This is a genomic window from Paenibacillus sp. FSL H7-0357, from assembly GCF_000758525.1.
In the GTDB taxonomy this organism is placed as follows: domain Bacteria; phylum Bacillota; class Bacilli; order Paenibacillales; family Paenibacillaceae; genus Paenibacillus_AQ.
Map to the genome: position 1 here is coordinate 6,719,342 of NZ_CP009241.1, position 19,364 is coordinate 6,738,705.

A 19,364-nucleotide genomic window follows, 5' to 3' on the forward strand; every position below is an offset into this window, starting at 1 on the left:
ATATAAAAATTTATTGGAGCTGCCAATCGCTGATATTGAAATCCTTTTTGGCCAGCTTCTCCTCCACCAGGAAGTTCTTCGTACCCTGGAGCAGCTTTAAGCCATCTTCAGTGAAGGCGGTATCCTTGATATCGCTGATCGGATTCACCTGCTTCGCCAGCTCGGGTGTGGTATCGCCGATTTCGGCCAGGAATTCGTAATACTCCTCTTCATGCTGCTTCAGATCGGCCAATGCCTTCTCCCGCGCCGCATTCCAAACCTTCGGGAAATCCGGGAATTTCTCCAGATATTCCTCCGACACAACGGTAGCGCTGGAGCCGAGCAGATCAGGATGCTTCGAAGCATCATCCAGATGGGTGTAGCCTTCATCAATCAGCTTCAATGCCGGAACACCGAGATTGGTCGTAGCATCCACATCTCCCCGTGCAAGTGCCGCCGTAGCATCGGGAATCAGCATATGAACCAGCTTATAACCTGTGACGCCCTCCTGCTGGAGCAGGCCGACCACATAGCGGTGCATGAAGGAGCCTTTTTGAATAGCAATAGTTTTACCCTGAAGATCCTTTACGGTCTTCGGCCCGTCCTTCTTGCCGATCAGGTAGCCGACGGTATGGGCTGAGGATTGTGAGATCAGGCGTGTTTTTGCGCCGGAGGCATAAGCTATAATGGCCGGAGTGTCCCCTAGACTGCCGAAATCCAGTCTGCCGCTAATCAGCGATTCCGTCTGGTCCGGACCGTTCGGGAAGCCGGTCAGCTTCACTTCGGTAATACCGTATTTCTTCAATTCCTCCTGGATAATGCCTTTATGGAACCCCCAGCCTTCCGCGCCTCCCGGAACGTTCAGCTTATTCGAGCCGATAAAGCCGAAACTCAGTACAGCAGGAGCATTACCGGCTGTCTCACCACCCGCCGCCTCTGCAGTATTGGTGCCGCCTCCCGCTGCCGAAGAAGCCTCCTTGCCGGAGCCTGCATTATTTCCGCAAGCCTGAAGCACCAGCATGACCATAACCACACTTGCGATAAGTGTGAAGCGAATCCCTCTTCCCCATCCGCCTTGAATCTCTCTGTACGTTTTCATTGTCCTGATCTCCCCTCAGTCTTCTGCTGAATGATTTTATTCGTGCTGTTTCTTCCGCGGGATTCTCAGAACCCCGCTCTGGCCGCCAGTTTATACATAAAGTCGTGACTTGCCACCGGCTGTCTGCCCTTGCCCCAACCGACCTTCTCGCGGTAACCGCCAAGCAGTCCCTGCTGCTCCAGTTCCGCCTCCGTCACACCGGTAAGCTCTTCGGAATCCGGCGCTACGTATAAAGCATCTGTAGGGCAATACAGCTCACACATGAAGCAGGTCTGACAATCGCTTTGCCGGGCAATGACAGGAATTCCGTTCTCCACCCGGTCAAAGACGTTCGTCGGACAGACAGACACACATTGATTGCACTCTACACACCTGGCAGCGCTGATGACTTCAATCACAACAGTACACTCTCCTTCGCAACCTCTTCTGTTTTCACCCAGACCTGATCCAATCCCCCGCTGATCAGCCGGTGATGCTGACCGTTATCCGTTTCCTTGTAATCCTCCCGCTTATGCATCCCCCGGGTCTCTGTCCGGGCAAGTGCAGAGCTGTACATCCAGCGCGCCGTAGCCGTCATCGCTTCCGCCTCGCGCGCTTTAACCCCCTCCGGTGTACGCTGGATTTCCCGGCTCCGCTGCTCTTTCCACAGTCCGTCCAAGCGTTCCAGCGAAGAGGTCAGCCCCTGCTCGGTACGGAACAAATTGATGTCGTAGGGTTTGACCTCTGCCTGTACAGCGGCCACCGCCTCAGACGCTCTGGCTGCCGCTCCCGGCTTCACCTGCTGGTGAACCAGCGGCGAGGAGGACAGCCCTGCTGGTGTGCGGTGCGCCGCATGTTTCCCAAGCTCCAGCGCATAAGCCGCCGCACCTTCTCCGGCGAAGGAGCCGGAAGACATGGCCCAGGCGGCATTGTGACTGCCGCCTCCGGTGAAGCCGCCGCAGATCAGCTCGCGGGTAGCCGCATCCCCGGCGGCATATAATCCCGGAACGCCGGTGCTGCAGTTCTCATCCGTAATGCGAATGCCGCCTGTGCCGCGGACTGTACCTTCCAGCCGCAGCGTCACCGGAAAAGCGTCCTTGAAGGGATCGATTCCCCGGCGGTCAAAGGGCAGGAAGAAGTTCGTCTGCGCGACTCTCAGCAGCGGTCTCAGATCCTCTGGGGCACCGTCCAGCTTGGCGAATACCTGGCGGCCCGCCAGCAGATTCCGGGCAATAACCGAGCGGCCTTTCTTGGAGCCTGCCCCTTCCACTACGCTGCCGTCCTCATAATAGAAGCTCGCATAGCTGTAATAGGCCGTCTTCGTCACTGACGAGAAGGTCGGGCAGATGGCATAGGCATTGGAGAATTCCATGCCTGAGAGGCTCGCTCCGGCCTCGGCGGCGAACAAATAGCCGTCACCGGTGAGGACGTTGCAGCCCAGCGCTTTGCTCAGGAAGGCGCAGCCTCCGGTCGCGATCACCACTGCCCCCGCCTGAACGCTCCAGGTCTCCCCGCTCTGGGTCTGCACTCCGGCTGCTCCGGCTACACCGTGCCCGTCGGCCAACAGCTCCAGCACCGGGCTATGGTCCAGAATCTTCACACCCGCTCTCTTGACCAGCTTGCGCATTAGCCGCATATATTCCGGTCCCTGCAGGCTTCTGCGGTATGGGTTGCCCTGTTCATCCAGCGGGAAGGGATACCCCGAAATGCCCAGCCGGTTCATATTGTCGTAGGTGCGGTCCAGCACCCGGTCCATCCAGCGGTGCTCCGCCAGCTTTCCGCCCATGGAATAGCGGCTGGCCTTCGCCTCTTCACGCAGTACGGCGTCCGGCTGCACATACCAGACCCCTGTACCTGACGGGGCGGTTGCCCCGCTGGAGCCGCAATAGCCCTTATCGGCAAGAATGACCTTCGCCCCTTTAGCCGCAGCCGTTAGGGCCGCCCATGTTCCTGCGGGACCTCCGCCGATCACCAGTACATCCGCCGTCAGATTCAAAGAGTCCTTTATTGCCGAAATATGATTCATTGTCCTAGCCCCCTATGGATTCATTAGCCTTGATAGCTGTCACGCCAGTACAGGAATTTGCGCTCAATGGCGCGGAACAAAGAGTCAATCAGCTTGCCAACCACCGCAAAAATGATAATGCCTACAAAAATGACTTCCGTATTGGAGTTCTGCTTCGCCTCATTAATCAGAAATCCCACCCCCGACTGCGAGCCGATCAACTCGGCGACGACAAGGCCAATCCAGGCCACCGCCATCGAAAGACGCAGGCCGAGCAGAATGCCGGGCAGCGCCGCAGGCAGAATGAGCCGCCGCAGCCTCTGTATATGGCTGAAGCCCAATACCCGGGCGACCTCAAACAGCTTGTTGTCCACACCCCGGATGCCCATAAAAGTATTGATATAAAGCGGAAAAAACGAGCCGCTCATAATAATGACGGTCTTCGAGATTTCGCCAAAGCCGAACCAGAGAATAAACAGCGGCGCAATCGCCAGATGCGGAACCAGCCGCAGCACCTGGACACTCGGGTCCAGCAGGTACTCTGCACTGCGGAACAGCCCGGTCAACACCCCGAACAGCAGACCTAGAAGGCCGCCAATCAGAAAACCGAGACCCGCCCTCCCGATACTGACACCCAAATGTTGGGTAAGCTCCCCGGTACCCGCAAGGCCCGCAAAGGCCGAAAGAATCGACAGCGGCGCCGGCAGAAATTCCGATGAAACCAGTCCGGTGCTTCCGGCAATCTGCCAAACAGCTAAGACCGCAACCGGAATTGCGGCTCCGGTTCCCCAATCTGCAAGAAGGGATTTCAAGCGGAAGGAAGGGAGTCTTCCCGCATTATTACGCGCAGTAATAGGTGCCGTACCGCTATAATCACGCGCCTCCCTTGCCCCTTTGGCAGCCTTGACTACCGCCTCTATTCCATCGCTCATGATGTTGTTCTCCTCCTATCCTTGATAGCTGTCCCGCCATCTCAGCAGCCGCCGTTCGATCAGACGGACTATGGTATCACTCAGCAGGCCGGCAGCGGCAAATATAATAATTCCCACGAACACTACAGGCGTGTCTGCAAACTGGCGGGCGTCGGACATCATGTATCCGATTCCTGAAGTGGATGCAATCAGCTCAGCCACTACCAATCCCAGCCAGGACAAGCCCAGCGACAGGCGGACGCCAAGCATTATGTTCGGGACCGCCGCCGGCAGCACCAGCCGGAGAATCTGCTGCATCCGGCTGAAGCCAAGCACCCTGGATACTTCAAACAGCTTGTTGTCAGTCCCGCGGATGCCCATAAACGTATTGATGTATACCGGAAAAAAAGCTCCTTTGGCAATCAGCAGCACCTTGGATTCTTCCCCGATGCCAAACCACAGGATGAACAACGGCACTACGGCCAGACTCGGTATCATCCGGATCATTTGCAGGGAGGGATCCAGCAGCTTCTCCGATCTGCGGAACAGCCCGACCAGTACACCGAACAGCAGGCCAAGACCGCCGCCGAGCAGAAATCCTGACAATGCCCGGATCACGCTGATCCGGAGGTTGCTCCAGAGGTCTCCGGTGGAAGCGAGCGAGATGAACGACTGGGCAATGGTATAAGGGGTCGGGAACAGCATCTCCGAGATCATTCCATAATGTCCAAGGGTCTGCCACAGAATCAGCACACTTCCCGGCAGCAGCATACCAAGTCCGGCAATGGCCGCTTTCCCGGGTCTTCCGGGGGTTCTGGCCGCGATGGCCCGATTGCTCATAAGTGCCCCTCCTTTTATCATATAATTCACATCGTCTAAGTCGGATAAAGGACGACACAAATCCCTTGTTTCCGTAAAATCGTTTCAGTAAAGACAACCTTAAATCCCTGCCCCGTCAGTCAGCTCAAGCTCATCCACCTTCTCGAAATAATTCAGCACCTTCAGACGCAGCTCTTGAAAAGAGGTAGTCGTCTTCTTGCGCGGATAAGGCAGATCGACCGGAACGACCTTGCGGATTTTGCCCGGGCGCGGCTCCAGAATGACTACCCGGTTGCCCAGAAAGACAGCTTCATCAATGTCATGGGTTACAAAAATCATCGTGGTCCGGTTCCGCCGCCAAATGTCCAGCAGCACCGTCTGCATATGCGCCCGGGTAAATGCATCCAGAGCGCCAAACGGCTCGTCGAGCAGCAGGATCTTTGGATTCCGCAGCAGCGCCCGGGCAATCGCCACACGCTGGGCCATCCCTCCCGACAGCTCGCGGGGATAGGACTTTTCGAAGCCGGTCAGTTTCACCAGTTCAATCAGCTCATCCACCTTCTGCCGGATGTCCGGCCTGCCGAGCGGCAGGTCGGAGGCGATATTCTTCTCCACGGTAAGCCAGGGAAACAGGCGATGCTCCTGAAAGATAAACCCCTTATCAATACCCGGACCGCCAATCTCCTCACCTTCGAGAGTCACACTGCCGGTATAACCGGTATCCAGACCGGCGACGATGCGCAGCAGCGTGCTTTTGCCGCAGCCGCTGGGTCCAATCACTGTAATAAATTCGCCTTCCTCTACATGCAGATCAACCTCATGCAGTGCCTGTACCTGCCCGCCCGCTGCATCAAAGCTCTTGTTCAAATGCGTAATAGACAGCAAAGCTTCACCCATTCATGCTCCTCCTTCCAATTGGCAAACCCAAATTCTACACAAAAAAACAGAGGGACCTCGTGTGAACTAACACGGGCACCTCTGTCTGAACAGTCGGCAATTAATAATTCAAAGTAAAACTATTGGAATTTGTAAATTTAAAATATCATCTATCTACAGGTCTGTCAACAAAAATACACATTTCGTTTACAGCCAAAACGCTGTTTACTTAAGTACATTAATTCAAGCAAATGCATTGAATAGGCTTCTTCTGAAGATACTCGACTGAAAGCCCTCCACGGTTCACAGAACATTTATCATTTACTCATATACTTACATTTTGTAAGCAGTTATGTTATAATCATCAATATTCCTTCTCACACCGGACCAGTTACCATTTACTATATTTAACATTCTATTGAACAAGGGGTCAGCATTTATGAATAACAGCGTTCCGCAAGAAAACGTGCCGGAGTTTGAATTCGGTATTTACACACTCGGCGATATCGTAACCGATTGCCATACAGGTCAGACCATCAGCCCCCGGCAGCGTCTCCATGAAGTCATCGCAGCGGCTAAGCTGGCTGATGAGGCTGGGCTGGACGTGTTCGGTGTCGGTGAGCATCACCGGCTTGATTTTGTCATCTCCTCGGTGCCGGTTGTACTCGCGGCAATTTCGCAGGCCACGAAACGGATCAAGCTGACTAGCGCCACAACGGTGCTGAGCACCATTGATCCGGTACGGGTCTTCGAAGACTTCGCCACACTCGATCTGCTGTCGGACGGCCGGGCGGAGATCATCTCCGGACGCGGTGCTTTTCTGGAATCCTTCCCCCTGTTCGGATACGAGCTGGAAGATTACAAGAAGCTGTTCGCGGAGAACCTTGATCTGCTGCTGGAGCTCAATCAGCATGAAGTCATGAACTGGGAGGGAACCTTCCGCTCCCCGCTGAAGAATGCCGAGATTGCCCCGCGGCCTTTGCAGCGGAAGCTCCCGCTCTGGGTCGGCATTGGCGGTTCGGCCGAAAGTGCCGAAAGAGCCGGTACGCTTGGTATTGGGATGGCTATCGCCATTCTCAGCGGCAGTCCTGAACCCTTTCAGAATCTTGCCGAAACCTACCGCAGAAGCGGAGCCAAAGCCGGTCATGCCCCAGAGGACTTAAAGATCGCCATCACCAGCCACGGATATATTGCGAAGACGTCACAGCAGGCGCTGGACGAGTACTATCCTTACTATTACAGTTACCGCAATGCCATCAGTCCGCATCCGGGCCAGGAGTACGGAGTATCCCGCAGCGATTTCGGGCGTTTCGTCTCTCCTGTTAACACGCTTGCCGTTGGCAGTCCGCAACAGATTATAGAGAAAATCCTGTACCAGCATGAGCTGTTCGGCCATAACCGCTTCATGACCCAGCTGGACATCGGCGGACTCCCCTTCAACAAGGTAGCGACGGCTATTGAGCTGCTAGCCACCGAGGTGGCACCGGTCGTGCGGCGGGAAATTGCCAAGAAGCGTAGCAGCCGGTCTTCGCACCAGGAGATCTAAGAAACTGGGCGTACCCAAGTGGAAACTGTTTTTTTGCAGGACGGTATCGTTCAGCGAGAAATAGAAGGATAATTTATAGCGTGAAGCATATAAATCGCTTATATTTACAAAAAAGGGGTCTCCGGCTGATGCCGGAGACCCCTTAACTATTTAGGCGAATGAAGGCTTGCTGTTGTCGACCTTCCCGCTGATAAGCTTCTTGTATTCCTCATCTCCGCCATCCAGCGATGGCGCAATATATACGTGGCCTGCCGAAGAAGCTGGCTTTGCGGCCCGGCCTGCACTTGCCTTGCCCTTAGAGCGCCGTGTCCCTCCGGAACTGCTGCCGTTGCCGCCTGCGGATCGGCGGACCGCACTGGACAAACTGACTACACCCTTCATATTCTTCATGCTCCTAGTCCCCTCCCACTAAATAATTGACGGTACGGAACAAATCGCGGTTGTAAGCAACCACTGCGGTAAGATCCTCCGCAGACAGCCCGTCGTTTCCCGAGAAATGCACAGAAAGGACATGCTGCTCACCTAAAGGATAGCATAGGATATATACCTCGGCAACTTCAGTACGCTGAAAAAAGGTCCATTCCTTGCTCAGATAAGCATCGAGCACACCGGGCCGTTTCCCTTTGTCTTCACTTAATGAAAAAGGGTAACAATGCCCACGGCCCACATTTCCTCCAACCTGTATCAGACCTTCCTTCTCACTTTCCCGCCAGAGCGCGGCGCCAATCACCCGGCATTGTCCGGGCGGCAGAAAGGAATTGCGGATAGCCTCGCTGAGCGCCTGGTATTTCTCTCCACCCTGAGCTCCGGCCACATTACTATTATATTGCCAGAAGAAATGAAGGATACTTTCCTTGCGCCTAAGCTCCAAGCCCAAATGTTCCAATTCCTTCAGGGGATCGCGGTAGCTCCCCTGCTCCTGAATAATGTCCAGGATCTTCCCGCAGCTGACATCAACGGCTGCCACCGGATTATCATGCTGCCATTCATACTCCAGCGGGGTGAGCCCGGACAGATCGGATAAGAGATGATACTCTTCGATATTCTTGCCGGGAATCAAATCCGTGCGCGGGGCTACCCGGTCCGGAAGCAGGCAAAAGACACGTCTGCGCCGCAGCCTGGCCCAGAACAGCCCCATTTCGAACTGTGTATTATCACGGGTGACATAATAATATTTGCCGCGGATTTGAGCCACATCATCAGGTGAAAAGACGAATACGGCAAAATCGCTTTCATCCAGATGTCTCTCCAGCGCCTCCATCGTATATTCATTCGCACGGAAGGCATTGGCATACCAAGGATTAACCTCGGCTTCTCGCTTTAGCTGTTCGTGGATCGCCCGGGCGTAACGGATGGATTCCCTGGATGATCCGATGAATAGTTTGGGTCTGGTCACGACGGCACTCCTTTACAAACTTTTCCAATATGAAACAATTATACAGTGCTTTGCCGCTTTGGAACAGAGGTTTAATTTCTATTAAATTTTAACCAAATCCTTTTCTTTGACCGATGAAACGGGTAATAGACATTTATCCATCCGGGAAGAGAGGAAATTTATGAACAAATTTATACATACCGCAGTGCTGGCAGCCTGCTTGCTCACTGGAAGCATGCTGCAGCCTGCAACCAGTTCCGCTGCAGGAGCCTATACAGCAAAAGTGAGTGCAAGCTCCCTCAATGTACGCAGCGAGCCGGCAGCCAATGCGGCAGTTACAGGATCCTTAAAAAGCGGCGCACAGGTGACCGTTACCGATGAACAGCATGGCTGGGCAAAAGTGCGGTCCGGTTCAATCTCCGGCTGGGTTGCGGGGTATTATCTCATAAAAGTGAGCGGGACAGGCGGTGAATCCCGTGCAGCAGTTGCTGTATCCACATCCGCCAAGGCCTCCGGAAGCGGCGGCAGCACAGCAATGGTTACGGCTGATTCCCTGCGCATCCGTGGAGGTCCGGGAACCGGTTATAAGATACTCGGAGCGTTAAAGGCAGAGGACTCCGTAACTGTTCTGCTGCGGCAGAACGGTTGGGTGCGGATCCGCACCGCCAGCGGGGAGACCGGCTGGGTCGCAGCACAGTATCTTGCCAGCGGAAGCTCCGCGAGTACAGGAAGCGGGAGCCGAACGACTGGCAGCCTTAGGCAGACTGGCGGGATCAATGGCAAGCGGATCGTCATTGATCCGGGTCATGGCGGCAGCGATCCCGGCATGCTCGGCACATCCTTTGACACGTTGGAGAAGGATCTGAATCTGCAGACGGCATTGTATGTCCGCGACTACCTGACAGCCAAGGGAGCCCGTGTGGAGCTGACACGTGCCCAAGACCAGCGCCCTTCCCTCGCCAGGAGGGTGCAGATCGGGCAGTCTGTAGGGGCGGACGCTTTTGTCAGCATCCATTACAACTCCTCCCCGAAGAATGTAAGCGGCACGCTGACTTTTTATTACTCGGAATCGGATGATCTGCGCCTGGCACGCTCCATTGAGAACCGGCTCGGGCAGGGCATCGGCTTGAAGAGCAATGGAGTATCCTTCGGCAACTACCATATTCTGCGGGAGAACAACCTTCCGGCAGCACTGGTGGAGCTCGGGTTCCTAAGCAACCGGAACGATGAAGCGGTCGTCCGCACATCTGCCTATCAGAAAAAAGCCGCCAAGGCAATTGCCGAGGGGCTGGCGGACTATTTTAAAGGTTAATGGCGAAACGGCTAAATACTGATTTCTTTGATCTTGAGATCCCTCATTTTGCCAAGGTCGATATATTCACCATCTATCTTGATTAAGGGCGTTTCGATGTTATGGGGATTCAAGTAGACAATTTCACCGACACGGCCGTCGGTTAAGATCACATCGCGCCCGACGGTCCGTTTCACAATATTCTCCAGGAACACGGAGACCACATGCGGGTCAAGCGCCCCAAAGCTGCCTCTCCTCATCTGCTCCACAATGAGATGGAACGGCATAGCTTCATGATAGGGCCGCTTGGAGGACATCGCATGAAAGATGTCGGCAACGGCAACGATTTTGCTGTAGGAATCAATCTGTTCCTCCTTCAGCCCCAGCGGATAACCCTTGCCGTCATTCCTTTCATGATGCTGGAGCGCGGTCAAGGTGATATGTGAATTAGCCCCCGTTGTCTCCTTCAACATCTCATAGCCGAAAATCGTGTGCTTTCTGACGAGGGCGAATTCTTCGGTAGTCAGCTTGCCCGGTTTATTCAGCAACTCGGGAGGAATTTTGAGCTTGCCGATATCATGCAAGGTTGCAGCTAGGGAAAGCACCGACAGCTCCGCCTGCCCCATATTCATCCATCTGCCAATCAATGTGGATAACACACCTACGCCAATATTGTGCTGGTATGTATAATCGTCCTTCCCCTGAATCGCTTCGAACAGCGCAAAAATATCGGGAAGGAGTGAAATCTCCTGAACAACCGGTACAACATCCTTTCTTATATCCGCCAATGGAACTTTGCGGGTTAATCTGAAAGAATTAAACAAATCCTTCGACACTTCCACCACACCGTTAACCATCTCGCGGCAGGCCGGCGTCTGTGGTTGTTCATCGGTGAATACGATATCCAATGTATTGATTCTTTGCTTGCGGATGAGTTCCAAATGCTCTGCGTTCAATACGCTTCTTGCCGGTATTACAGTTACACCGTACGCATTGATCAGATCATTTTTGAGGATTCTGCCTAAATAACTATCCATACCATACCAACCCTCCCATTTAACCGATAAAATGATGTGCGATATCTGTATGACTATTATCGGTAAAAGATGGGGAATTCTGAAATTTGTAGGACCGCTCCATTTTTTGTCCATTGTGGAGTGGTTATTTCGCTACAGAGAGTCCTCCTGCTTGCGGTATTCACGAGGAGTCTGCCCGGTCGATTTCTTAAAAACCCGGCTGAAATACTTCTCATCCTCATAGCCGACCAGCTCTGAAATCTGCGACAGCCGCAGGTTTGTATTTTGCAGCAGCGTCTTGGCCTTGTCTATTCTCAGTGCAGTTAAATAATCGGACAGATTCTCCCCGCTGATCTGTTTGAACTTGCGTGAGACATTCTCCCTGCTGATAAAAAAGCGCTCGGCGATATGCTGAAGCGTCATGTCCTTGGCGTAGTTCTGATTGAGGTATTCCCGGATTTCCTGAACAAGCCGGCTGTCCGGTGTCTGGGAATTCCCTTTCCACAATCGCTGCAGCATAGTCTTAAACTGATTCCGCCAGTTCTCAACGGAGAACATCCCCTCTTCGTCATAACACAGCTCAAAGGCAATCTCCTCATTCTGCCGCCAGCGCATCAGAACGGCGCGGATCTCTTCCTGCTGGTGCAGAAAGTTATTCTCGGTGAGCAGCGACAGCCCTGAAAGCTGATCGGCCCATTCATCAACCACCCGTTCCATTCTCTGCAGATCCCCCGATAATACGGCCACTCTGAGCTTGTCCAGCAGTGATTCCAGCACGTGGTCTTCCACAGACCCACTCTCCTCCGTCAGCTCCCTGTAATGATAAATGCGCCCTTCCCGCTGAAGGAGATTGCGCTCACTCAGGCCTTGACGCGCCTGACGGAAGGCGTTTTGCAGTCCTTCGGGAAAAGCCACGGGCCGGCTGAGTCCAATATCCACCTGTACCCCATAAGTCTGTTTCATCGATTCATTGATAAGCCGCACCCACACTTCCACATCCAGAGCCGCCGTCCAGAAAAGAATGACAATATCGGTGCCGGCCTGCCAGCTGCGAAAGGCAAAGCCGCTTCTCCCGGGGGAGATCACCTCATTGCAGACGTTCGCCAGCACGAAGGAGGTCAGCGTCACATCGCCATGAAACCGCTCCAGCAGGCGGCAGTTTGCACGCTGGAGCGAGATTACGGCAACTCTGCAGCTTGCCGCATCCCCCTGCAACCCCAGCTCTTCGCACAAGGAAGGCTTCAGCTCCTGAAATGAAGCATGGCCGGAGACCAGATCCGAGAGCATCTTGTCCCAGTACAGCGGCCGCAGCACATTAAGCTGCATATTCTGCCGGTGACTCTGCTGCCGCTCCTCCTCTTCCTCCAACCACAGCTTGAAGGCATGCTCGGCTGCGGCAATCAGTTGTTTACTGTTCAGGGGCTTCAGCAAATAATCTGTCCCTCCGTAGACGATTGCCGGCTTTACATAATTGAAGTCCTGATACCCGCTAATGACAATTGTCTTCGTATTCGGGAAATGATGATGCAGCCATTCCAGCAGCTCCGCACCGTCCATCAGCGGCATCCGCATATCCGTGAAGACAATCGCCGGCTGTTGCTCCTGCATTATCAGCGTAGCTTCCTGCCCGTTGGTCGCCTCAAAAATCTCTGAAATCTGATATTTTTCCCACGGTACAAAATAGCGGATCGCCTCACGCACATGCTTCTCATCGTCTACAATCAGCACCTTCATCTCACTTGCCGCTCCTTTGGGTCCATTGCACTCCCTTAATTTGTTGGGTCCATCATATCCAGCGGAATAATAAGCGTCACCTTAACCCCGCCGCCTTCGACACTCTGCAGCAATAGCTCTGCCCCGCTGCTCATCTGCAGCCGCACACGCGCCAGTACGTTATGCAGCCCAATCTCTTCGTGCTCTGTCCGGCCGCTCTGCTGAAGTCCGGCTGTAATTTCCTCCAGCCGTTCCGCAGTGATTCCTTTGCCGTTGTCCTTGACGGCAAGCCGCAGGCTGCCGTTCGCATCCAGAGCACAGGTGATGGAGATTACAGCCTCGCGGATCCCGTCCGTAAAACCATGCTTGAATATATTCTCAACAATGGGCTGCAGAATCATCTTGGGCACGGCAATCTCCAGAGCAGCTTCCTCTGCATCAATATCCAGCCTTAAGTTCTCTTCCCCGAAACGTTCCGTCTGCAGGATCACATAATTCTGCACATGCTCCAGTTCATCACGAAGCGGGACCTGCGTCCGCTCCGTGTTCATGGAATAGCGCATCATACTGCCAAGCGAATAGATGAGATCATACACCTTGGGTGCATTGTAGCGCAAGGACAGACTGGCAATGGACTGCAGGGCATTATACAGGAAATGAGGATTGACCTGGGCCTGCAGCGCCTTCAGCTGATTGGTCTTGTTGGCCAGCTCAAGTTTGTATTCCTTTAAGATAAGATCGTTGATCGTCCGGGTCATGCCGGTGATTTTGCGTGTCAGGAGGCCGAATTCATCCTCCCGTTCGGCATCCATATGCGCATCAAGCTGACCAATCTGCACTTTCTGGGTGAAGGAGATCAGCTTCTTGATCGGCCTTGTGAATCCGACGGAGATTAATACCGCGCTGAGTCCGCCAAGGATCAGGAACAGCACACCGATTCCGGTGTTGAACCGGGTGATAGTTCTGGCATCGCCATACAGATCTTCATAGGGAACCAGCTTGATGATGCTGCCCTTGAACAACGTATTCTCAATGTGGCGATACATTACAATACCCTCGAAACCATCCTTCTTCCAGGTGAAATGGCCACTGTCATCCTTCTCCGGCAACTGGCTCCAGCCTGCAGTGACCGGTTTGCCGATCCAATCGGAATCAGAAGCAAACAAGGCCTGCCCCTGTTCATTCAAGATATAAAGCCGTTCTGTATCCGAATTGTACATGGATTTGACGATTCCCTCCAGCTCCCCCAAACGGAAATCAATCGACAGATCGGCCAGAACATCATCGCTCGGCGTTCGGTACATGGGGAAATGAGCAGTAAAAACCGGCACAGTACCCGATTTCAAATTAGGGAATCCGGACTTCATCCCGTATTGATGATCCATATGCGTAACCTCAATATAAGGCCGGTACGTTTCCTCCGTTTGGATCACCGGGGCGTAATCATCATTATTCTCCCGGCGGAATAGCCCGCCGAGCACCAGATTCGACTGCCTGGCCGCCCGGACATACAGGTGAATCTGAAAGGTGTTCCGGTCGGAGAGGAACAGGTTATAGAGCTGTGTTGAGATGATCGCCCGGTTATCCGGCAAGACGGAGTTTTCAGGAGCATTATCCGGATGTTTGGCCGTAAGCAGGCTCGTATAGAAGGAGCTGGGGACATTGATTCCGCTGTATAGGGACATCGCCTGCTGATTCACTCCGCTGAAGTAACTACTGAGATTAGCCTCCCCAAGTGTCAGCAGCTTCGTATTCTGCTTCACTGACTGTTCGGTTACCGATTTCTTGGTATAGAGATATGAGAACGTTACGGATATCCCCGACGGAATCACTGAGGCCAGCAGCACTAGCGCCATCAGCCGGGTCCGGATACTGTTTCTGAACATGCCCTTTTCCTCCTGCAATATAATCCACTTTTATAATCATCAAATTGAGTGTTGATGACTCCTGCCTCTTCCTATAATGAGGGTATGAACCCGTTGAAAAACTATACAAAGGAGATTCCATATGAGAAAAGCTCTGCGTTTGCAAAAAGGCTGGGGACAGCAAATCGTTTTCCTCGGCCCCTGCCTGCTCTTCTTCCTGACCATTGTGGTCACACCCTTCTTTCTCGGCTTTTATTATTCTTCCACTGACTGGAACGGGCTGGATCTGGACAAAGCGGTCTGGACAGGCGCCGCCAACTGGAAACGGATTTTTCTGAATGATGATAAGTTCTGGGAATCCCTGCTCTTTACCCTTCGCTTCACTATAGTGTCCGTAATTGCCGCGAATGTGCTGGCACTTCTGCTGGCCTTCCTGCTGATGACGACACTGAAGACCAAGAAATTGCTGCGTACCATCTTCTTTATGCCCAATGTAATCGGCGGTATTCTGCTAGGATACATCTGGCAGTTTATCTTCACCAAGGGCTTCGGGACAATCGGCGAAATCACCGGAATCTCCTTCTTCCAGCTGCCTTGGCTCGGTACGCCCAGCACTGGCTTCTGGGGCCTTGTCATCGTATTTGTGTGGCAGACTGCCGGGTATATGATGGTTATCTATATTGCCTCACTCGCCGGGATTCCGAAGGATTTGATTGAAGCGGCCAAGATCGATGGCGCCCGCGCACCCCAGCTGTTCAAAAGCGTCTATGTGCCTTTGATCATGCCGGCCATCACAATCTGCCTGTTCCTGACCACATCCAATGCCTTTAAAATGTTCGACCTTAACCTGTCGCTGACCAAGGGCGGACCGGGAACCTCCACCCAGTCGCTCGCCTATAACATTTATGCGGAAGCGCTAATCAACAACCGGTACGGTCTTGGCACAGCCAAAGCGCTGCTCTTCTTCGCTGCTGTATCACTGATCACCGTTACTCAGGTATGGATCACTAAGAGAAAAGAGGTGTCGGCATAATGAACAGCAGCAGATACCGTCCCAGAAATTTCATTCTGGAAATTGCCGCCATACTCCTGGCCCTTGTCTTCCTGTCTCCGTTCTACCTGGTGCTTAGCAACTCTGTTAAAGGGCTTAAGGAAATTCTGACTGATGCTGCATCGTTTCCGCAGGTTTTTGTGTGGAGCAATTATTCTAAGGTCTGGGACGCCATAGACTTCCCGCAGGCTTTCTGGAACTCTCTGCAGATTACCATCCTGAGCGTTATCTTCATTGTTCTGTTCAGCTCCATGGCCGCTTATCAGATCGTTAGAAAGCCGTCGCGCTTCAATTCCTTTGTCTTCCTGCTGCTCATCTCGGCGATGATTATTCCCTTCCAGTCGCTGATGCTGCAATTGGTCCGGGTAACCAGTATCCTGGAGCTGCGCGGAGAACTTTACGGTATTGTGGCTTGCTATCTGGGGTTCGGGATGCCTCTGTCAGTCTTCCTGTTCCACGGCTTTATCAAAACCGTGCCCTTTGAGCTGGAGGAAGCGGCCCGGGTCGACGGCTCCAATCCTTACGGCGTTTTCTTCAAAATCGTCTTCCCGCTGCTGATGCCAATTATTGTTACTGTAATTATTCTCAACACCCTTTGGATCTGGAATGACTACCTGCTGCCTGTGCTGGTCATCGGCGGTAATAAGGATCTGACTACACTGCCGGTAGCTGTAACCAAATTCTTCGGGCAGTACACTAAGAAGTGGGATCTTGCGCTCGCGGGACTGGTCATGGCCATTACACCGATTCTCCTGTTCTTCCTGACGCTGCAGCGGTATATTGTTGAAGGAGTAACTTCAGGATCTGTCAAGGGATAAAAGGGTTGCAACAATATCCACTTTTTCGAGCAAAATATTAAGTGTAAGTGTAAGGTCATATGCATTACGATCAAGTTGTAGGAACCACAGACCAGGGAGGTTATTCTATGAAAAGAAAGTTCGCGTTTGTTATCGCAACCGTTTGCACACTCATTATCGCAGGTTGCGGCAATGGCGGCAATACTAATTCCGGGAACAATGGAACCGCTACCAATGCGCCGAAAGAGTCAGCAGCAACTGAGGCGACAAAAGCTCCTGCCAAAGATGTGACGATCAAAATGTTCCAGTTCAAGGTCGAAATTGCCGAACAGCTGAACACATTGGCTGAACTGTATGAGAAAGAAACCGGAGTCAAGGTTGAAGTCGAAACGCATGGCGGCGGCGAAGATTACGGCGCTTTGCTCAAAGCGGAAATTGCCTCAGGCTCGGAACCGGAAATTTTCAATAACGGCGGCTACACCGCTCTGGTTCCTTACATGGACCGCGCTACCGACTTGTCAGATCAGCCTTGGGCCGCAAAACTGATCCCTACCTCCAAAACTCCTGCTACTGTGGACGGCAAGCTGTACGGCATGCCGATGAACGTCGAGGGCTATGGCCTTATCTATAACAAGGATCTGTTTACCAAAGCTGGTATTACTGAAGAACCAAAAACACTGTCCCAGCTTAAGGACGCTGCCGCGAAGCTGAAAGCTGCCGGCATCACTCCATTTGAAGCAACCAACGAATGGTGGTCCATGGGGATGCACCTTGTGAATGTTGGTCTTGCCCACCAGCCTGATCCGAAGAAATTTGTCGATGATGTCAAAGCCGGTACGCAAACCTTTAAAGGCAATGCCGTGTTCGAGCAATGGCTTGATCTGGTGGATGTAATCTTCGGTAACGCCCAAGATAACAAAATGACTACTGACTATGCGACTCAGGTTGCTGATTTCGCCTCCGGCAAAGCGGCAATGATGATGCAGGGCAACTGGACTCAGGGTGATATCGACAAGATTGACCCTGCACTGAACCTTGGCCTGCTCCCGCTCCCGATCAGTGACGAAGAAGGCACCATTCTGGTAGGAGTACCTAATAACTATGTTGTAAACAGCAAATCCGCGCATCCGGAAGAAGCCAAAGCGTTCCTGAACTGGCTCGTATCCTCGGAGACCGGCAAACAATATTTGACGAAGGAATTCAAGTTCATTCCGGCTGAAACTGATATTGAAACAGCTGCAGAAGATATCGGCCAGGTTGCCGTTGCTGTTCAAGAAAAATCCGCAACTGCACTCGGCTGGAACTGGGATATGTTCCCTGACGGAGTAACTCAGGGCTTCGGCGCTGCGATGCAGGAATATCTCGGCGGACAAATTAACCACGATCAGCTCCTGGAAAAACTGGATAAATCCGTACAGGATATCGTGAAGCAATAATCAGCGTAAAGCTTATACATCCTTATGTACAAAAAGCCCCGCCTTCCGGTGTGCTCTCAGGTTATACCTGACAGTTGCCGGGGGAGCGGGGTTTTGTCTGATTCTGCCTTTTAGATGAACATTTCAACAATCAGGAACAGATTGAGCGATACGACCAGCGCAGAGATGATCCAGCCCAGAACCGTAGTAATCCGGTGGTTGACCAGCCCCTTCATAATCTGGCGGTTGCTGGTGAAAATAACAAGCGGGATCAAAGCAAAGGCTATCCCGAAGGACAATACCACCTGGCTCATCACCAGTGCGCGGGTCGGATTGATGCCAAAGGCGATAATCGCCAGCGGAGGAATAATCGTAATCGCCCGCCGCAGATACAGGTTGATCCTCTTATTTATGAATCCCTGCATAACCACATCACCGGCCATTGTCCCAACCGAAGAACTCGACAGCCCTGCGATCAAGAGTCCAAGGCCGAACGAAACTGCCGTTACCGGACCGGCCAAATGGCGGAACTGCTGGAAGGCCACATCCAAGTCTTCAACTACAAGCCCGTTCTTAAAGAAAAGGGCAGCGGCAACGATTACCATCGCCATATTCACAGCACCGGCAATAACCATCGCAATAACGATATCAATCATTTCCAGCTTAAAAATCTGTTTTTTCTCTTTTTCGTCAATCCCGACCACACGGCTCTGTGTCAGTGAAGAATGAAGATAGATCGCATGCGGCATGACCGTTGCCCCAAGAATCCCTGCTGCCAGCAGGATGCTGTCCACACCCTCGAATGCAGGGGTGAATATTCCGGCGATTACTGCTCCGGCATCCGGCTTAGCCATAATGACCTGGAAAGCAAAGGCTAAGACGACGATTAGCACCATCGAAGCAATCCCGGCCTCAAGCGTCCGGTAACCACGCCGCTGCAGCTCAAGAATAGCGAATGAACCGACAGCGGTAATTATTGCGGCAGGCAGCATCGGTATCCCGAACAGCAGATATAGTCCAAGGGCTGCCCCGATAAACTCCGCCAGGTCCGTGGCAATAATGACCAGTTCGCTTTGTATCCATAAAAAAATGGAAGCGCCCTTCGGGAAGCGTTCACGCGCCACTTCCGGCAGATTCTTTCCGGTAGCTATGCCAAGCTTGGCGGATAAGGACTGTATCAGCACGGCCATTAAATTCGATGCGGCAATGACCCATAACAACAGGTAACCGTATTTCGATCCGGCCGTAATGTTCGTGGCGAAATTCCCGGGGTCCAGATACGCTACTGAGGCAATAAAGGCCGGGCCCAGAAACGGAAGGAGTCTCTTCAATCCTTTGACGTCCCCGTTAAGTACTGCTTGTGCTGAAATTGTATTCTTGTGCTTCGGATTATTTATCATTTTGGGTGTTTCCACCACGTTTTGCTCGATCATTTCAAACCCTCCTCTTGCCCGGAAAAAGTTGTCTTCACACATGAAAGTTTCCCTGGTGCAACATTTAACTTATTTTTATTATAATCTGCTTAATGAAAAATGTAAATGTAATTTTCATGGAATTTTCCAATCAAACTATTACCTATTCTTAACTCAAATTATTGTCCGGCAATCATAATTAATCATATGTACCA

At 52.6% G+C, this 19,364-nt stretch carries 17 protein-coding genes; 5 read left to right on the top strand and 12 right to left on the bottom strand.

From position 1 onward, the window contains the following. Nucleotides 1-10: 10 nt before the first annotated feature. The 6 genes from H70357_RS29655 to H70357_RS29680 form a co-directional block, all read right to left on the bottom strand. A complete protein-coding gene (locus H70357_RS29655) occupies nucleotides 11-1,078 on the bottom strand; it encodes an ABC transporter substrate-binding protein (protein WP_052092326.1) in 1,068 nt (355 codons plus the stop codon). Between the two features lie 65 nt (nucleotides 1,079-1,143). Continuing rightward, a complete protein-coding gene (locus H70357_RS29660; RefSeq protein ID WP_038596708.1) occupies nucleotides 1,144-1,476 on the bottom strand; it encodes a 4Fe-4S dicluster domain-containing protein in 333 nt (110 codons plus the stop codon). After that, complete coding sequence (locus tag H70357_RS29665) at nucleotides 1,473-3,083, bottom strand: FAD-dependent oxidoreductase (protein WP_038596710.1); 1,611 nt, start codon at nucleotides 3,081-3,083, stop codon at nucleotides 1,473-1,475. The genes H70357_RS29660 and H70357_RS29665 overlap by 4 nt, the downstream gene beginning before the upstream one ends. Before the next feature lie 23 nt (nucleotides 3,084-3,106). Then, nucleotides 3,107-3,994, bottom strand: a complete 888-nt coding sequence (locus H70357_RS29670; RefSeq protein WP_038596712.1) for an ABC transporter permease — start codon at nucleotides 3,992-3,994, stop codon at nucleotides 3,107-3,109. A gap of 15 nt (nucleotides 3,995-4,009) precedes the next feature. After that, nucleotides 4,010-4,813 carry an ABC transporter permease gene (locus H70357_RS29675; protein WP_038596714.1) on the bottom strand — a complete coding sequence of 268 codons (804 nt, stop codon included), beginning with the start codon at nucleotides 4,811-4,813 and terminating at the stop codon, nucleotides 4,010-4,012. 99 nt (nucleotides 4,814-4,912) lie between these two features. Continuing rightward, nucleotides 4,913-5,689, bottom strand: coding sequence for an ABC transporter ATP-binding protein (locus H70357_RS29680; RefSeq protein WP_038596716.1), 777 nt, complete (start codon nucleotides 5,687-5,689; stop codon nucleotides 4,913-4,915). A gap of 418 nt (nucleotides 5,690-6,107) precedes the next feature. Between H70357_RS29680 and H70357_RS29685 the strand changes: the two genes are divergently transcribed. Then, entirely contained in the window at nucleotides 6,108-7,214 is a 1,107-nt protein-coding gene (locus H70357_RS29685) for an LLM class flavin-dependent oxidoreductase (protein WP_038596717.1), read from the top strand. Nucleotides 7,215-7,364: 150 nt separating this feature from the next. On the opposite strand, the gene H70357_RS29690 is transcribed toward H70357_RS29685, so the two are convergent. After that, nucleotides 7,365-7,604 carry a hypothetical protein gene (locus H70357_RS29690; protein WP_038596719.1) on the bottom strand — a complete coding sequence of 80 codons (240 nt, stop codon included), beginning with the start codon at nucleotides 7,602-7,604 and terminating at the stop codon, nucleotides 7,365-7,367. A 4-nt stretch (nucleotides 7,605-7,608) separates the two neighbouring features. Next, nucleotides 7,609-8,610, bottom strand: coding sequence for a TIR domain-containing protein (locus tag H70357_RS29695; RefSeq protein WP_038596721.1), 1,002 nt, complete (start codon nucleotides 8,608-8,610; stop codon nucleotides 7,609-7,611). A 160-nt stretch (nucleotides 8,611-8,770) separates the two neighbouring features. Between H70357_RS29695 and H70357_RS29700 the strand changes: the two genes are divergently transcribed. Then, nucleotides 8,771-9,901 (top strand): N-acetylmuramoyl-L-alanine amidase family protein, encoded by a 1,131-nt coding sequence (locus tag H70357_RS29700; RefSeq protein ID WP_038596724.1) that lies wholly within the window; start codon nucleotides 8,771-8,773, stop codon nucleotides 9,899-9,901. 11 nt (nucleotides 9,902-9,912) lie between these two features. Here H70357_RS29700 and H70357_RS29705 read toward each other — a convergent pair whose 3' ends face one another. The 3 genes from H70357_RS29705 to H70357_RS29715 all read right to left on the bottom strand — a co-directional run bounded on the left by H70357_RS29705 (nucleotide 9,913) and on the right by H70357_RS29715 (nucleotide 14,495). Next, nucleotides 9,913-10,917 carry an HD-GYP domain-containing protein gene (locus H70357_RS29705; RefSeq protein ID WP_038596726.1) on the bottom strand — a complete coding sequence of 335 codons (1,005 nt, stop codon included), beginning with the start codon at nucleotides 10,915-10,917 and terminating at the stop codon, nucleotides 9,913-9,915. Nucleotides 10,918-11,049: 132 nt separating this feature from the next. After that, nucleotides 11,050-12,630 (bottom strand): response regulator, encoded by a 1,581-nt coding sequence (locus tag H70357_RS29710; protein ID WP_038596728.1) that lies wholly within the window; start codon nucleotides 12,628-12,630, stop codon nucleotides 11,050-11,052. Between the two features lie 35 nt (nucleotides 12,631-12,665). After that, on the bottom strand, nucleotides 12,666-14,495 hold the full coding sequence (locus H70357_RS29715) for a sensor histidine kinase (protein WP_038596731.1): 1,830 nt from the start codon (nucleotides 14,493-14,495) through the stop codon (nucleotides 12,666-12,668). Between the two features lie 121 nt (nucleotides 14,496-14,616). Between H70357_RS29715 and H70357_RS29720 the strand changes: the two genes are divergently transcribed. From H70357_RS29720 to H70357_RS29730, 3 genes are all read left to right on the top strand, one after another. After that, on the top strand, nucleotides 14,617-15,507 hold the full coding sequence (locus tag H70357_RS29720) for a carbohydrate ABC transporter permease (RefSeq protein ID WP_038596733.1): 891 nt from the start codon (nucleotides 14,617-14,619) through the stop codon (nucleotides 15,505-15,507). Next, entirely contained in the window at nucleotides 15,504-16,343 is an 840-nt protein-coding gene (locus H70357_RS29725) for a carbohydrate ABC transporter permease (protein ID WP_439823194.1), read from the top strand. Before H70357_RS29720 ends, H70357_RS29725 begins: the two co-directional genes overlap by 4 nt. 107 nt (nucleotides 16,344-16,450) lie before the next feature. Continuing rightward, nucleotides 16,451-17,758 (top strand): ABC transporter substrate-binding protein, encoded by a 1,308-nt coding sequence (locus tag H70357_RS29730; RefSeq protein ID WP_038596738.1) that lies wholly within the window; start codon nucleotides 16,451-16,453, stop codon nucleotides 17,756-17,758. A 110-nt stretch (nucleotides 17,759-17,868) separates the two neighbouring features. Here H70357_RS29730 and H70357_RS29735 read toward each other — a convergent pair whose 3' ends face one another. Beyond that, nucleotides 17,869-19,137, bottom strand: coding sequence for an Nramp family divalent metal transporter (locus H70357_RS29735; RefSeq protein WP_144024483.1), 1,269 nt, complete (start codon nucleotides 19,135-19,137; stop codon nucleotides 17,869-17,871). Nucleotides 19,138-19,364: the final 227 nt, after the last annotated feature.

Coding starts and splice junctions, on each gene's coding strand:
- H70357_RS29685 (WP_038596717.1), top strand. CDS start 6,108: ATGAATAACAGCGTTCCGCAAGAAAACGTGCCGGAGTTTGAATTCGGT.
- H70357_RS29720 (WP_038596733.1), top strand. CDS start 14,617: ATGAGAAAAGCTCTGCGTTTGCAAAAAGGCTGGGGACAGCAAATCGTT.
- H70357_RS29665 (WP_038596710.1), bottom strand. CDS start 3,083: ATGAATCATATTTCGGCAATAAAGGACTCTTTGAATCTGACGGCGGAT.
- H70357_RS29710 (WP_038596728.1), bottom strand. CDS start 12,630: ATGAAGGTGCTGATTGTAGACGATGAGAAGCATGTGCGTGAGGCGATC.
- H70357_RS29715 (WP_038596731.1), bottom strand. CDS start 14,495: ATGTTCAGAAACAGTATCCGGACCCGGCTGATGGCGCTAGTGCTGCTG.
- H70357_RS29675 (WP_038596714.1), bottom strand. CDS start 4,813: ATGAGCAATCGGGCCATCGCGGCCAGAACCCCCGGAAGACCCGGGAAA.
- H70357_RS29680 (WP_038596716.1), bottom strand. CDS start 5,689: ATGGGTGAAGCTTTGCTGTCTATTACGCATTTGAACAAGAGCTTTGAT.
- H70357_RS29655 (WP_052092326.1), bottom strand. CDS start 1,078: ATGAAAACGTACAGAGAGATTCAAGGCGGATGGGGAAGAGGGATTCGC.
- H70357_RS29705 (WP_038596726.1), bottom strand. CDS start 10,917: ATGGATAGTTATTTAGGCAGAATCCTCAAAAATGATCTGATCAATGCG.
- H70357_RS29700 (WP_038596724.1), top strand. CDS start 8,771: ATGAACAAATTTATACATACCGCAGTGCTGGCAGCCTGCTTGCTCACT.
- H70357_RS29690 (WP_038596719.1), bottom strand. CDS start 7,604: ATGAAGAATATGAAGGGTGTAGTCAGTTTGTCCAGTGCGGTCCGCCGA.
- H70357_RS29735 (WP_144024483.1), bottom strand. CDS start 19,137: ATGATAAATAATCCGAAGCACAAGAATACAATTTCAGCACAAGCAGTA.
- H70357_RS29670 (WP_038596712.1), bottom strand. CDS start 3,994: ATGAGCGATGGAATAGAGGCGGTAGTCAAGGCTGCCAAAGGGGCAAGG.
- H70357_RS29730 (WP_038596738.1), top strand. CDS start 16,451: ATGAAAAGAAAGTTCGCGTTTGTTATCGCAACCGTTTGCACACTCATT.